We start from the raw sequence: 14,795 nt of genomic DNA on the forward strand, positions 1-14,795 counted from the left end.
CAATAAAAAATAAATTCCACATATATGAAATGTGTATTAGTAACGGGTGGTTCAAGAGGAATTGGAAGTGCTATTTGTAAAAAATTAGCCGTTGAAGCCAGTTATCATATTCTGATTAATTACCATTCAAATAAAACTGCTGCCGAAGAAACGCTTCAGGAAGTACAAAAATTAGGCGGAACCGGAGAAATTCTAGGTTTTGATGTTTCTAATTTTGATCAAGTCCAAAAAACGTTAACACAATGGCAGGAAGCTAATCCGGAAGCAATTGTTGAAGCTATCGTAAACAATGCCGGAATTACAAAAGACGGTTTATTTATGTGGATGTCTCCGGAAGACTGGAATAGTGTTGTGAATACCAGCCTAAACGGATTCTTTAATGTTACGCAGTTTTTTATTCAGAAAATGTTACGCAATAAATATGGCCGAATCGTAAATATGGTTTCTGTGTCCGGAGTAAAAGGAACAGCGGGACAAACCAACTATTCTGCTGCAAAAGGCGCGATTGTTGCAGCAACTAAAGCTTTAGCCCAGGAAGTGGCAAAACGAAATATAACAGTTAATGCTGTTGCACCCGGTTTTATCAGAACCGATATGACAAGCCAGTTAGACGAAAAGGAGCTATTAAAACTAATTCCGGTAAATCGTTTTGGAGAAGCTGAAGAAGTGGCCGATTTGGTAAGCTTTTTGATTTCAAAAAAATCAAGCTATATTACAGGAGAAATTATCAATATAAACGGTGGAATTTATTCTTAAAAATTACTTTAAAAGAAGATGAACAGGAGAGTTGTAATTACTGGAATGGGAATTTATTCCTGCATCGGAACTTCATTGGAGGAAGTTAAGCAGTCATTGTATAATGGAAAATCTGGTATTCAGTTTGATGTTGAAAGAAAAGAATTTGGTTTTCAGTCGGCTTTGACAGGAATGGTTCCAAAACCGGATTTAAAAAATTTACTGACCCGAAGACAACGCATGAGCATTGGTGAAGAAACCGAATATGCGTACATGGCCACTATCGAAGCCTTAAAAAATGCCAATATCGACGATGCCTTTTTCGACAATCGCGAAGTTGGAATTATGTATGGAAATGATAGTGTCTCAAAAGCGATCATTGAGGCAACAGACATTGTCCGTGAGAAAAAAGACACTGCTTTAATTGGTTCAGGTGCGATTTTTAAATCGATGAATTCTACGGTTACGATGAATCTTTCGACTATTTTTAAACTCCGTGGCATCAATCTTACTATAAGTGCTGCCTGTGCAAGCGGTTCACATTCAATTGGACTGGCTTATTTTTTAATAAAAAGCGGTTTTCAGGATATTATTATTACCGGAGGGGCTCAGGAAATCAATAAATTTGCGATGAGCAGTTTTGATGGTTTAGGTGTTTTCTCCAATAGGGAAAATGAACCTGAAAAAGCTTCAAGACCTTTTGATGCTGGCCGCGACGGATTAATTCCAAGTGGTGGTGGGGCAACTTTAATACTTGAAAGCTACGAATCTGCAATAGCTCGTGGTGCCACTATCATTGCCGAAGTTTCTGGTTATGGATTTTCTTCAAACGGAGGACATATTTCTACACCAAATGTAGAAGGCCCTGCTACAGCGATGCAGAGAGCTCTTGACGATGCAAAATTAAAAGCATCAGATATTGGCTACATCAACGCACATGCAACTTCAACACCGGTTGGAGATGAAAATGAAGCCAAGGCGATATATGAAGTTTTTGGAGAAAACAACCCTCCCGTAAGCTCTACAAAATCGATGACAGGCCACGAATGCTGGATGGCCGGTGCCAGCGAAGTTATCTATTCTATCATCATGATGCAAAATGATTTTATAGCTCCCAACATCAATTTAGAAAATCCTGATGATGATGCTGCTAAATTAAATTTGGTCAAAACTACTTTAAACAAAAAATTTGATATATTTTTGTCCAATTCCTTCGGGTTTGGAGGAACCAATTCTGCATTGGTAGTAAAAAAGTTTAAATTAGAAGATGAATAAAGAAGAGATTATAACAAAAATTAATGGTTTTTTGGTTGATGAATTTGAAGTTGACAATGATGAAATTGAACCGGAAGCTAATTTAAAAGATACACTTGGACTGGACAGCCTAGATTATGTTGACCTTGTAGTTTCAATCGAAGCTAATTTTGGGGTCAAACTAGTTGAAGTTGATTTTGTTGGAATTGCTACTTTTCAAAATTTCTATGACCTTATAGAAACTAAAATAAAAGCAAAAACAGCTTAATGAGTCAATGGGATGGCAAATCAAAAGGAACAGTTTTAGGATATAAAATATTTGTCTTTTTGATTCAGAAAGCGGGTATAAAGTCTGCTTATTTTTTACTCTGTTTTGTTGCTTCGTATTATTATATTTTTCTTAAAAAAAGCAACCGTGCTATTTTTTATTACTTTAAGGAAAGGCAGCACTATTCTTATCTGAAATCCAAAAAAATGGTTTTCAAAAGTTACTATACTCTTGGACAGACCATTATTGATAAAATTTCCATTTCTGCAGGAATGCGAAATAAATTTACATATGAATTTGATGGAATTGAAGTACTTAAAAATCTTTTAGCAGAAAAAAAAGGCGGTATTTTGATTAGCGCTCATGTTGGAAATTTCGAAATTGCTGAACATTTTTTAGGTGATATTGATTTAGATTTCCGAATCAATTTGGTCACAACCGATCTGGAACATTCTGCTATCAAAAATTACCTTGAAAGCGTTGCACAGAAACCTTCGGTAAAATTCATCATTATCAAAGATGATTTATCCCATATTTTTGAAATCAATGCAGCCTTGGCCAGAAATGAATTAGTTTGTCTTACAGGCGACCGTTATTTTGAAGGTACCAAATCCCTTTCTGAAAAAATTCTGGGCAAAGAAGCTCACTTTCCTGCCGGTCCTTTTTTAATTGCTTCCCGATTAAAAGTTCCTGTGGTTTTTGTTTATGTGATGAAAGAACCCAATTTGCATTATCACTTATATGCCAGAGAGGCTTCTGTAAAACATCGTGATGAAAAAGGCTTACTGAAAGAATACATAAAAAGTGTTGAATTTATTTTACAGAAATATCCACTGCAATGGTTCAACTATTTTGATTTTTGGGGAACTCAAAAAGATTAACGAAAATCCTTCTTAAACTGTACTTTCTTTTTCTACTTTAGTAAACACAAATTAAAATATGGAAGAATTTGATTCGGTTATCATAGGTTCAGGTGTTGGTGGTTTGGCGACTGCAATTTGTCTGGCAAGAGCAGGACAAAAAGTTTTGGTACTTGAACAGCATTATGTTCCCGGTGGCTGGAGTCATAGTTTTACCTTAAACGGACAGCGTTTTAGTCCAGGAGTTCATTATGTGGGACTTGTGGATGAAGGAAAATCTACCAATGATTTATACCGCGGACTTGGAATTGCAAATGATCTGGTTTTTTTCAGAATGAACAAAAATGCTTATGAGCATTGTTTAATAGGCGATGCAACTTTTGATTTGCCTGCGGGTTTTGAAAATCTGAAAACCAGGATTTCTTCCTATTTCCCTTCCGAAGAAAAAAACATCCGGGAATATCTTACTCTAGTACAAAAAGTTAACGAGGAACTTCAGCTGATCCCTAAATTAAAAGGCCTTTGGCAGAAACTTACCGTTCCGTTCAGAACCAAACATTTTGGGAAATTTGCTTTATTTCCGTTAAAAAAAGTGGTAGGCTGGCACATTAAAAACCCTATGCTGAAAGCAGTTTTGAACATTCAGTGTGGCGACCACGGACTTTCACCAAACCGAGCCTGTTTTCCTGTTCATTGTTCGGTAATGGGACATTATTTTGATGGCGGTTTTTATCCAATGGGAGGCGGAGGCGGTATTGTAAAGGCGATGACTAACGGAATTAAAAAACATGGCGGAGAAATTCGGGTAAAGCAAAATGTCGAAAAAATTATTATCGGAAATAAAAAGGCAATTGGCGTTCAATTAGAAAACGGGCAACAGATTTTTGCCAAAAATATTATTTCAAATGCAGATCCTTCTATCACCTATCTCAACATGATTGGAAAAAAACATTTGAGCCAATCGCTTATTAAAAAATTACAGAAAACAAAATACTCCGTTACTTCCCTGATTCTATTTTTGACGTTAGATATGGATGTTACCCTTTACGGAATTGATTCAGGAAATTTCTGGATGATGAAAGATGAGAATGACGATGACAATTTTGAGGAATTAATGAGCGACACTATTACTTCCGGCGATTCATTTCCTTCCTTATTTATGAGTTGTACAACACTCAAAGATCCGCCAAGTTTTAACGGACGTTATCATAATTTTGAAATTGTCACGTATGTCAATTATGAACATGTTCCTGATTTTTCAGATTCTGATAATTATCATACTGAAGAATATGCCCTTTTTAAGGAAAAAGTGATCGGGAAATTCATGAATAATATAGAAAAAATTATTCCGGATGCCAAAAATCATATTATTCAGGTGGAATTGGGAACGCCAAAAACCAATCAGTTTTACATCAATTCAACCAACGGAAATGTGTACGGAACTGAGAAAACCTTAAATCAGGTGGGACCATTTTCTTTTAAAAACAAAACCGAAATAGAAAATTTACATCTCTGTGGTGCCTGTACCTTATCACATGGAGTGACCGGGGCAACCTACTCCGGAATTGCAGCTGCAGCCTCAATTTTAAATTGTACTTCGGATGATTTAATGATTGCTGATGAAAATCAAAAAATAAGAATTTACGATGCTGAAGATGCTTCAACCTGGCCGGATTGGGTACATACCAAACGGACAGATAAAATCAGGAAATTCGTTTAAATAATTTACTTATTTTTGCTGTAAACCAAAGTCAGAAACCTAAATGAAAAATGTTCTTGTTGTTTATTATTCTCAGTCAGGTCAATTAGAATCGATTGCACGAAATATTTCAAAACCATTCTTACATTCAGAGGAAATAACGGTAACTTTTCATGAGATACAGTTAGAAAAACCATTTCCTTTTCCTTGGAATAAAACCACATTTTTTGATGCTTTCCCGGAAACCTTTTTACAGGTTCCAACAACTTTAAAACCGGTTCATGAAAAAATTCTAAACACAAAATTTGATTTGGTACTTCTTCATTACCAGGTTTGGTATTTATCGCCATCAATTCCAATAAATTCTTTTTTAAAAAGTGCTGAAGGAAAAAAAATCTTAGAGAACACGCCTGTTGTTACCATTAACGGATCCAGAAATATGTGGATTATGGCACAGGAAAAAATCAAGGTTTTATTAAAAGATGCCAATGCAAAATTGGTTGGAAATGTAGCCTTAGTAGATCGTGCAGGCAACTTAATCAGTGTTATAACAATTGTAAAATGGATGTTTTCAGGAGTAAAAAAGAACTATTTGGGCTTTTTTCCTCTGCCTGGGGTTTCTGAAAAAGACATTCAGGAATCAACAAAATTTGGCGAAACCATTCTTTCTCAATTCAATCAAAATGAATTAAACGATCTCCAACCAAAATTAGTTGCCATTGATGCTGTACGTATCAGCCCTTATTTGGTAACGGTTGACAAAACCGCCAATAAAATTTTTAATAAATGGTCTAATTTGATTTATAAAAATCAAAAAAAGAGGAAATTGCTTCTGAAAATCTTTTACGTTTATTTATTCCTTGCAATATGGCTAATCTCGCCAATAGTGTATATATTGCACCTTATTACCTATCCTTTTAAGCTAAAAACCATAAAAAAAGAAACTCAATATTATCAGGGAGTTTAGGAGATTAAATTATGTTTGAAGTATATATAACCAAAGCAGCAAAGTATTTGCCCAATGAAGCTGTTTCGAATAATGAAATGGAAGAGTATTTGGGATTGATAAATGACAATGCTTCTAAAGCAAGACGTATTATTTTACGCAATAATAAAATTACAAGCCGCTATTATGCTTTGGATAAAACCGGAAAAAGTACCCATAACAATGCTGAATTAACCCGAAATGCTGTTGTACAGTTATTTGATGAACATTTTACAGCTCAGGACTTAGAAGTGCTGTCCTGCGGAACTTCTTCAGCTGATGTCATAGCACCCTCACATGCAGCCATGGTACACGGGTTGTTAAAAAACCGATCGGTAGAATTGAATTCCTCAACCGGAATTTGCTGTTCGGGAATGAACGCTTTAAAATATGGTTTTCTTTCGATAAAATCAGGGAATTCTAAAAATGCCATCTGTACAGGATCTGAAAAAGTTTCGACCTGGCTTTCGGCTCAAAAATATAATCATGAAATCATCAATTTAAAAAACCTTGAAGAACAGCCTATTATTGCTTTCAAAAAAGATTTTTTACGCTGGATGTTGTCTGACGGAGCAGGTGCTTTTTTATTGGAAAATAAACCCGGAGATGGAATTTCATTAAAAGTCGAATGGATGGAATCCTTTTCGTATGCTTTCGAATTAGAAACCTGTATGTACGCCGGCGGTGATAAATTAGAAAACGGCGAAATAAAACCATGGAGCGATTTTACCCCGGAAGAATGGTTAAAGGAATCTGTTTTTGCCGTAAAACAAGATGTAAAATTGCTTGACGAATTTATTTTACCAAAAGGCGTTCAGAGTATGAGTGAAGCCATGTCAAAAAATAATATTACCGCAGATCAAATCGATTATTTTCTTCCACACGTTTCTTCTCATTTTTTTGTTGATGGATTGAAAAAAGGCCTAAATGAAAAAGGAATTGTAATTACTGATGAAAAATGGTTTATGAACCTTTTGAGAGTTGGAAACGTGGGATCGGCATCTATTTATATCGCTGTTGAAGAATTAATGAATTCAGGAAAATTAAAAAAGGGCGATCGTATTTTATTATCAGTTCCTGAAAGTGGAAGATTTTCTTTTGCTTACGCTTATTTAACTGTTTGCTAATGGAAACAACAATACTTTTAGAAAAAGAAGCTGTTGGGGATTTATTACCGCAAAAGTTTCCTTTTGTAATGGTAGATCGTCTATTTTCATATTCTGAAACTTCATTGAGTGCAGGTTTGAAAATTCAAAACGGGAATATTTTTTTAAAAGAAAATACTTTTCTGGAAGCAGGCTTAATCGAACACATGGCGCAGTCTGTCGCTTTACATACCGGTTATCAGTTTTTTTTGAAAAACGAAATTGCTCCAACAGGTTACATTGGTTCGATTAAAGATATCGCAATTAAAAAATTGCCAAAAATAAACGATACCATTCAATCAACTATTACGATTTTACAGGAATTTGGCGGAATCACTTTAGTTGACATTGTGACTTTTTCGAATAATGAAGAAATTGCAAGGGGACAAATGAAAACTGTTTTAGCCAAATAAACAAGAGATATGATAGTAGGAATTGACATCCAAAATTATTTACCTCATCGAGCTCCAATGCTCATGGTCGATTTGATTTTAGATATCGATGCCAACTTCGTAGAAACCATCTTTTTTATCAAAGAAGATAATATTTTTGTCGATAAAAACACTTTTACAGAAGCAGGTTTAATCGAAAATACAGCGCAGACCTGTTCGTCAATTGTTGGAAAAAAATATTTTTTTGAGGATGACGGCACAGAAAATGAGAACGTCAACGTTATTGGTTTTATCAGCGCTTTAAAAAATGTAAAAATACATTCGCTGCCAAAAGTTGGTGATACGATAACAACTAAAGCAACTTTGGTTTCGAAATTTGCTGGCGACGATTATACCTTGTGCACTATGAGCTGCAAAAGTTTATTAGAAAACCAATTACTTTTAGAATGTGAAATTAATTTGTTCATTCAAAAGACGGTTTCAGCGACAACATAATTCTAATTGAAATAAAAACCGTCATGGAAAAAGAAAATGTACCTCAGCACGATGGAAATTTAAGCAAAAAAAATCTCAAGGAATTAGTATATGCAACCGATGAAAACGGTAATTATACAACGGCTTTAAGCACGGGCTGGGAACCAAAAGCAATAGCCCTTTCGAACGCAATCGATGATATAAAAGAACGTGCAGAAGAAGCGAAACTTAAAGTCCAAATTGGAGAATGGAGTCCGATTTGTTATTATATGGAACTCAATAAAATGGATCTTACGATACTTGCAGGGTATGTTGACATGTGGAAATGGCGCGTAAAAAGACATTTTAAACCAGTAATTTTCGCTAAATTGAACGACAAGATTTTACAGAAATATGCCGATGCTTTTGACATTTCAATAGCCGAGTTAAAGAATATCAAACAGTTTAATGGAAACTAAATTCACCCATCATCAATCTGCCCATTGCGAAAATGGAGTGGCTTCTAACCTGTTAAAAAACAGCGGACTGAACATCAGCGAACCGATGATTTTCGGAATTGGTTCCGGGCTTTTATTTGTATACCTGCCTTTTATAAAAGTAAATCATGCGCCGGCAATCAGTTACAGGACTTTGCCAGGACAAATTTTCAACAAAGTAGCAAGCCGTTTAAATCTTAAAATAAAAAGACAAAAATTTTCATCTGTCATAAGTGCCAATAAGGCTTTAGATGAAAATCTAAAAAACAATATTCCAACCGGATTACAAGTAGGCGTTTACAATTTGAGTTATTTTCCTGATGAATACCGCTTTCATTTCAACGCACATAATTTAGTCGTTTACGGAAAAACCGAAACCGATTATTTAATCAGTGATCCTGTGATGGAAACCGTTACAACTTTAACCCATGATGAATTAGACAAAGTACGTTTTGCCAAAGGAGCATTTGCACCAAAAGGCCAGATGTATTACCCAATTCAGATTCCAAAGAATGTTGATTTTAAAAGTGCTATCATTAAAGGAATCAAAAATACGTGCCGTGATATGCTGGCACCAATGCCAATTGTTGGCGTGCGCGGGATTCGATTAGTTTCAAGAAGAATTAGAAAATGGCCTGTAAAACATGGCGTTAGAAAAGCCAATCATTATCTGGCACAAATGGTGCGCATGCAGGAAGAAATTGGAACCGGTGGCGGTGGTTTTCGTTTTATTTATGCGGCCTTTTTACAGGAAGCTTCGGTTGTTTTAGGTAATGAAGAACTGAAATTACTTTCTAAAGAAATGACTCAAATTGGAGATTCATGGCGCGATTTTGCCGTAGAAGCTTCCCGAATTTATAAAAACAGAAGCGCCAAAGAAGACGCTTATAATGCCATTGCCGATGAACTTTTGGGCATTGCCAATCGAGAAGAAATCTTTTTCAAAAAACTAAAAAAAGCGATCAGCTAAGATATTTTGCAACCCATTATAAAAATAGAATCCCTTTCGAAAAAGTACAAAGATGCAGAAATGTATTCTTTGAACAACGTGTCGCTGGACATAAATGAAGGCCAGATTTTTGGATTATTAGGTCCGAATGGTGCCGGAAAAACAACTTTAATATCCATGCTCTGTGGATTGGTAAAACCAACCTCAGGACATTTTACGATTGATGATTTAAACTATGCAAATCATTCCTCCAAAATCAAAAAAATTATCGGAGTTGTTCCTCAGGAATATGCTTTGTATCCAACTTTGACAGCTCGTGAAAACCTGCATTATTTTGGAAGTATGTACGGATTGAAAGGTTCGGAGCTGAAAGAAAAAGTCATCGAGACTTTAGAACTTTTAGGCCTTTTAAAATTTGCTGACAAACGCATTGAAACCTTTTCTGGCGGAATGAAACGCCGTGTGAATTTGATTGCCGGAATCCTGCACAATCCGAAAGTTTTGTTTTTGGATGAACCAACGGTTGGTGTAGATGTACAATCGAAAAATGCCATTCTGGATTATTTAAAAGTCTTAAAGCAAAACGGAACTACGATTATTTATACGTCGCATCATTTGGCTGAAGCCGAAGATTTCTGCACCAATATTGCCATTTTAGACCGGGGACAAATTTACGCCCAAGGGACGCCGTCAACTTTGATTGCGTCTGTTGAAAAGGCGAGAAATCTCGAAGATGTTTTTATTTCATTAACCGGTAAAGACTTTCGAGATGCTATATAAAATTTGGATGTCTGTCGTAAAAGAATTTTTACTGCTTAAACGGGATTTAGGCGGTTTGATCATTTTATTTATCATGCCATTGGTTCTTGTAATCACGGTTACACTAATTCAGGACAGCACTTTTAAAACCGTAAGCGATACCAAAATTCAGATTCTGTTAGTCGACAATGACAAAGGTTCCGTTTCGAAAACTGTTTTTGATAATTTTGAAAAAAGTCAATTATTCAGCGTTGTCACTCAAATCGACAATCAGCCTATTACGGAAGAAGTTGCCAGAGAAAATGTTTACAAAGGAAAATTTCAATTGGCCATTATAATTCCAAAAGACCTAAGTGCTGATTTGCAATCCAAAATTGACCAGAATGTACAGAATATCGTAAGTAAAATGGGTTTAGGAGATAGTATTTCCCAAACGAAAACTTCAAAAATTTTACATCAGAAAGAAGTGAAATTGTATTTTGATCCGGCGGTTCAAATGAGTTTCAAAAATTCTGTGATGAGTTCTATTGACAAAATGATTTCTCAAATTGAAACAAAATCTATTTATACTACTTTTCAAAATCAATTCGGCGAAGAAAATACCCAATTCGAACAAAAAAGCTTTATCAAGTTCAAAGAAATAATTCCGAAAATAAATAATAAAGAAATATTACCCAATTCGGTACAGCACAACGTTCCGGCCTGGACCCTTTTTGCTATATTTTTTATTGTTATTCCCTTATCTATTAATATAGTAAAAGAAAAAACACAGGGAACTTTTATTAGATTAAGGACTAATCCGGTTTCTAATTTAATTGTCTTTATCGGGAAAACGATTACTTATTCTGCCATTTGTATGATTCAGTTTTATATGATGGCCGCTGTCGCAATATTTTTATTTCCGCATATTGGTTTGCCTCCTTTAAATATAGAAGGGCATTGGCTTTTAATGAGTGTAGTAGCTTTGTTCTCCGGTTTTGCTGCCATCGGGTTCGGAATTTTATTAGGCACTATTGCGAATACGCAAGAACAGTCGGCTCCGTTTGGCGCAACAAGTGTCATCATTTTAGCTGCCATTGGAGGAGTTTGGGTTCCGATTTTTGTAATGCCAAAAATCATGCAGCTCATTGCCAAATCATCACCTATGAATTGGGCATTAGAATCTTTTTATGATGTGTTATTGCGCAACGTTTCTTTTGTCGAAATCATTCCAAAAATAAGTTTGCTATTTTTGTTCTTTATAATCACAACTTCCATTGCCTTATTTTATGACAAAAAGAAAAGAACAGTATAACGAGGCCACGCAACTTACCGTTTCGCATGAAATCAGAATTCGTTTTAACGAAACTGATCCACTCGGAATCGTTTGGCACGGACATTATATTACCTATTTTGAAGATGGAAGAGAAGCCTTTGGACGCCAACACGGACTTACTTATTTAGATATTGGCAATACAGGTTACACAACACCCATTGTAAAATCAAAATGCGAACACAAATTGTCTTTGCGTTATGGAGATGTCGTTACAATTGAAACAACCGTTATCGATACGCCCGCTGCCAAGATGATTTATCGTTTTAAAATAATTGATGCAAAAGGCGAAGTTGCCTGCACTGGAGAAACCGTTCAGGTATTTTTAGATAAAGAAGGTAATTTGATGCTGACGAATCCTCCTTTTTATGAGGAATGGAAACGAAAAGTTGGGTTGTTGAGATAAAGTTTTAGTCACAATTCGAGCGATAACGAATTGGCGAAGCAATTCACAAATTAGCATTAATTAAAAATATAAATCTTTTCAAATCTGCTTTAATCTACACTAATCTGCGTAAAACCTTTAAAATTTTAAATTATAAAATGTTAAAAGAAGTATATATAAATGAAACCAATTGTATCACCCCATTAGGTTTTGATGTTGAATCCAATATCGAAGCGATTTTGCGTGGCGATTCCGGAATTCAATTGCATCAGGATATTTCTTTGATGCCAAATCCGTTTTATGCTTCTGTAATTTCTAATGAAAAAATAAACACTGCTTTTGAAAAAATAAGTACTGATACAAAATATTCCCGTTTAGAAAAAATGATGATTCTGGCTTTAGCGCCGATTATCAAAAATTCCGGAATCGAATTAAATTCGAAAACGGCATTTATACTTTCGACCACAAAAGGAAATGTTACGGCTTTACAAGAGAATTCTGAAGCCAATTTTCAAAACGCACATTTGAATGTTTTAGCAAAAAATATTACCGATTTCTTCGGATTTAAATCAACGCCAATTGTCGTTTCAAATGCCTGTGTTTCCGGCATTTTAGCCGTTTCCGTTGCCAAAAGAATGATTCAGTCCGAACTTTATGACAACATTTTTGTTGTTGCCGGCGACGAAGTATCCCAATTTGTTTTGTCCGGTTTTAATGCTTTTCAGGCGATGAGCGATTTGCCTTGTAAACCGTATTCTAAAAACAGAACCGGCGTAAGTTTAGGCGAAGCAACAGCCGCAGTTTTAGTTTCGGCGGAAGCCAGAAATGCTAAAATAAAAGTGATTGGAGACAGTTCGATAAACGACGCCAATCATATTTCCGGACCTTCAAAAACAGGCGAAGGTTTGTTTAGAAGTATTCAAAATGCGATGAAAGAAGCGCAGATCAATTCCGATCAAATCGATTATATTTCAGCGCACGGAACGGCAACTCTATTCAACGACGAAATGGAAGCGATTGCCTTAAATCGTTTAGATTTACAAAATGTTCCAGTCAATAGTTTGAAAGGATTTTATGGCCATACTTTAGGCACTTCGGGATTATTAGAAACCGTAATTGCGATTGAATCTGCCAATCAAAATCTGCTTTTTGAATCGAAAGGTTTTGATGAAATTGGGGTTAGTGAATCTATAAATGTTATTGAGAGAAATGGAGCGGCGAATATTGAAATATTTCTGAAAACAGCTTCTGGATTTGGGGGTTGTAATACGGCTGTGATTTTTGAGAAAGTGAAGTAAAGCCAAATATTAAAAAAGTAGAAAATTAAAATGGAAAAAAAAACGACCTCTAACAATAAATGGAAAACTGGTTTTTTAAAAACTGGGCTACCACTAGAATACGTAACTTCTAACATTCTTGATAATTTAGGTCATTCTATTTTCGGTGAATATCCATACATCAGACCTAATGAAAAAAATGAATTAACCGAATTTTCTGTTGATTTAAGATCTTATAAATGCTTAGATAATGATGACAGACTTATTGTATTATCAATGCTTATTGAATGTAAATATAGACAGCCTGGAACTTCTTGGATTTTTTCTCCTTACCCAAATGATATTGTACCAACTGGATTAATAAATTCAACTGAAGATTTAGTTCCGGTTAGAATTGGTTATAAAGGAGTAAATCAATTTGAAAAAGAAATAGGATATTGTGTTAATGGCATTGAACTTTCAAATGATGGAAATGGAATACAAATGGAGCGAAGCATGGTGTTTTTCAGCTTCGTTTCGCTATGCCTCATCTTTTGAAAAATGACCTTGAAAGCTGTCTTGATAGAACATATTATAATGGAAAATACATTGATCTATCCTGTGCAATATTAGTTACCACTGCTGATATACGAGTAATAAAAAAAGGCCTTCATCTAACTAATTTTATGAATGCCGATGATTTAGATGACGTTACTGAAATAAAAGACGCAATCATTCTAAATGAAACTGCAGGACCTCAGTTACAAGAATTTGCAGATTCAATAGCAAATGGTTTCTTAAATGACCATCCTGAAATTGAAAAAAGATTATTAGAAATAGAAAAAGTACTTGTTGGGAAAGAATGGGAAAAAAGACATGCACCTGATTTGGACACTATTCAAAGAAGTTTTGGTTACAGTACAGAAAGAGTCTTGATTGTTAATTATGAATATTTAGAAAAAACTTTACTTAAGTTAGAGAATGCAATTAAAAAAGATATTGGAGAAGAAAAAGTTTACGGGAATGTTCTAAAAGAGGGAAAAAGCTTTAAAATATTAAAAATCAATTAAGATTCATTACCTCTTTTGAATTTACAATGATGGCCAAAATGACTCAAAAAACCCACATACAATCCTATTGCACAATCCAAAACAACGAAATTGTTTTAAACGGAACTTCTGTATTCAAAATTGAACCCACCAATTTCGCTGATTTCTCTAAACAAGCCTATCGCAATTTTGACATGCAATACCCGAAGTTTTTCAAAATGGATGGGTTGAGCAAATTGGCTTTTTTAGGATCAGAATTGCTTTTGAGTCCGATTACTTCTTCCGAGCAGGAAAATAATATCGCTTTGGTTTTGGCCAATAAATCATCGAGTTTAGATACCGATGTAAAATATCAGGAATCGATTTCAGACAAAGAAAACTATTATCCGAGTCCGGCGGTTTTTGTTTATACGCTGCCCAATATTTGTCTGGGAGAAATAAGTATCCGCCATCAGCTGAAAAGTGAAAATTCTTTCTTTATATTTGATGCTTTCAATACTGAGTTTATGTGGAATTATTCCAATATATTACTGAATTCAGATAAAGCAGATTTGGTTCTCTGTGGCTGGGTAGAATTTTTTAATGACGATTACAAAGCTTTTCTTTGTCTCATCAGTAAGGAAGAAAACGAGAATTATACAAACGAAACGATCAATACATTATACAATAAATAATCATGGAAGCATTAAAACAAGAATTAAAAAACAAAATCATCACGACACTAAACTTAGAAGATATCGCCATCGAAGACATTGCTGATAACGATCCTTTGTTTGGAGACGGTTTAGGTTTAGACT

Annotated in this window: 18 protein-coding genes and 1 pseudogene; all 19 read left to right on the plus strand. The window is 35.0% G+C overall.

Annotated elements, in window-relative coordinates; all coding sequences use genetic code 11:
• Positions 1-24: 24 nt before the first annotated feature.
• On the plus strand, positions 25-756 hold the full coding sequence (gene fabG / locus ABI657_RS10605) for a 3-oxoacyl-ACP reductase FabG (protein ID WP_348097233.1): 732 nt from the start codon (positions 25-27) through the stop codon (positions 754-756).
• A gap of 18 nt (positions 757-774) precedes the next feature.
• Positions 775-2,010: a beta-ketoacyl-[acyl-carrier-protein] synthase family protein gene (locus ABI657_RS10610; protein WP_348097234.1), complete on the plus strand. Its 1,236-nt coding sequence runs from the start codon at positions 775-777 to the stop codon at positions 2,008-2,010.
• Entirely contained in the window at positions 2,003-2,257 is a 255-nt protein-coding gene (locus tag ABI657_RS10615; protein ID WP_348097235.1) for a phosphopantetheine-binding protein, read from the plus strand. The genes ABI657_RS10610 and ABI657_RS10615 overlap by 8 nt, the downstream gene beginning before the upstream one ends.
• Positions 2,257-3,138, plus strand: coding sequence for a lipid A biosynthesis acyltransferase (locus ABI657_RS10620; protein ID WP_348097236.1), 882 nt, complete (start codon positions 2,257-2,259; stop codon positions 3,136-3,138). The genes ABI657_RS10615 and ABI657_RS10620 overlap by 1 nt, the downstream gene beginning before the upstream one ends.
• 58 nt (positions 3,139-3,196) lie before the next feature.
• Complete coding sequence (locus ABI657_RS10625; RefSeq protein WP_348097237.1) at positions 3,197-4,837, plus strand: NAD(P)/FAD-dependent oxidoreductase; 1,641 nt, start codon at positions 3,197-3,199, stop codon at positions 4,835-4,837.
• A 43-nt stretch (positions 4,838-4,880) separates the two neighbouring features.
• Positions 4,881-5,783 (plus strand): dialkylrecorsinol condensing enzyme DarA, encoded by a 903-nt coding sequence (locus tag ABI657_RS10630; RefSeq protein ID WP_348097238.1) that lies wholly within the window; start codon positions 4,881-4,883, stop codon positions 5,781-5,783.
• Between the two features lie 11 nt (positions 5,784-5,794).
• Positions 5,795-6,928, plus strand: a complete 1,134-nt coding sequence (locus tag ABI657_RS10635; RefSeq protein WP_348097239.1) for a beta-ketoacyl-ACP synthase III — start codon at positions 5,795-5,797, stop codon at positions 6,926-6,928.
• Positions 6,928-7,359, plus strand: a complete 432-nt coding sequence (locus ABI657_RS10640) for a hypothetical protein (protein ID WP_348097240.1) — start codon at positions 6,928-6,930, stop codon at positions 7,357-7,359. Before ABI657_RS10635 ends, ABI657_RS10640 begins: the two co-directional genes overlap by 1 nt.
• A gap of 9 nt (positions 7,360-7,368) precedes the next feature.
• Positions 7,369-7,833, plus strand: a complete 465-nt coding sequence (locus ABI657_RS10645) for an ABC transporter permease (RefSeq protein WP_348097241.1) — start codon at positions 7,369-7,371, stop codon at positions 7,831-7,833.
• 23 nt (positions 7,834-7,856) lie between these two features.
• On the plus strand, positions 7,857-8,270 hold the full coding sequence (locus tag ABI657_RS10650; protein ID WP_348097242.1) for a hypothetical protein: 414 nt from the start codon (positions 7,857-7,859) through the stop codon (positions 8,268-8,270).
• Positions 8,260-9,258, plus strand: coding sequence for a BtrH N-terminal domain-containing protein (locus ABI657_RS10655; RefSeq protein WP_348097243.1), 999 nt, complete (start codon positions 8,260-8,262; stop codon positions 9,256-9,258). Before ABI657_RS10650 ends, ABI657_RS10655 begins: the two co-directional genes overlap by 11 nt.
• A gap of 60 nt (positions 9,259-9,318) precedes the next feature.
• The gene (locus ABI657_RS10660) at positions 9,319-10,017 is read left to right on the plus strand and encodes an ABC transporter ATP-binding protein (protein ID WP_348097244.1); all 699 of its coding nucleotides are present in this window, start codon (positions 9,319-9,321) and stop codon (positions 10,015-10,017) included.
• Positions 10,007-11,290, plus strand: a complete 1,284-nt coding sequence (locus ABI657_RS10665) for an ABC transporter permease (RefSeq protein ID WP_348097245.1) — start codon at positions 10,007-10,009, stop codon at positions 11,288-11,290. Before ABI657_RS10660 ends, ABI657_RS10665 begins: the two co-directional genes overlap by 11 nt.
• On the plus strand, positions 11,265-11,714 hold the full coding sequence (locus ABI657_RS10670; protein WP_348097246.1) for an acyl-CoA thioesterase: 450 nt from the start codon (positions 11,265-11,267) through the stop codon (positions 11,712-11,714). Before ABI657_RS10665 ends, ABI657_RS10670 begins: the two co-directional genes overlap by 26 nt.
• 137 nt (positions 11,715-11,851) lie before the next feature.
• Positions 11,852-12,991 carry a beta-ketoacyl synthase N-terminal-like domain-containing protein gene (locus ABI657_RS10675; protein ID WP_348097247.1) on the plus strand — a complete coding sequence of 380 codons (1,140 nt, stop codon included), beginning with the start codon at positions 11,852-11,854 and terminating at the stop codon, positions 12,989-12,991.
• A gap of 30 nt (positions 12,992-13,021) precedes the next feature.
• Positions 13,022-13,507, plus strand: coding sequence for a hypothetical protein (locus ABI657_RS10680; RefSeq protein ID WP_348097248.1), 486 nt, complete (start codon positions 13,022-13,024; stop codon positions 13,505-13,507).
• Complete coding sequence (locus ABI657_RS10685; RefSeq protein ID WP_348097249.1) at positions 13,504-14,019, plus strand: hypothetical protein; 516 nt, start codon at positions 13,504-13,506, stop codon at positions 14,017-14,019. Before ABI657_RS10680 ends, ABI657_RS10685 begins: the two co-directional genes overlap by 4 nt.
• A gap of 38 nt (positions 14,020-14,057) precedes the next feature.
• A complete protein-coding gene (locus ABI657_RS10690) occupies positions 14,058-14,672 on the plus strand; it encodes a 3-oxoacyl-ACP synthase (protein WP_348097250.1) in 615 nt (204 codons plus the stop codon).
• 2 nt (positions 14,673-14,674) lie between these two features.
• Positions 14,675-14,795 (plus strand): annotated as a pseudogene (locus ABI657_RS10695) (acyl carrier protein); the annotation flags it as partial.

Source organism: Flavobacterium sp., from assembly GCF_039930565.1.
Taxonomy (GTDB): Bacteria; Bacteroidota; Bacteroidia; order Flavobacteriales; family Flavobacteriaceae; genus Flavobacterium.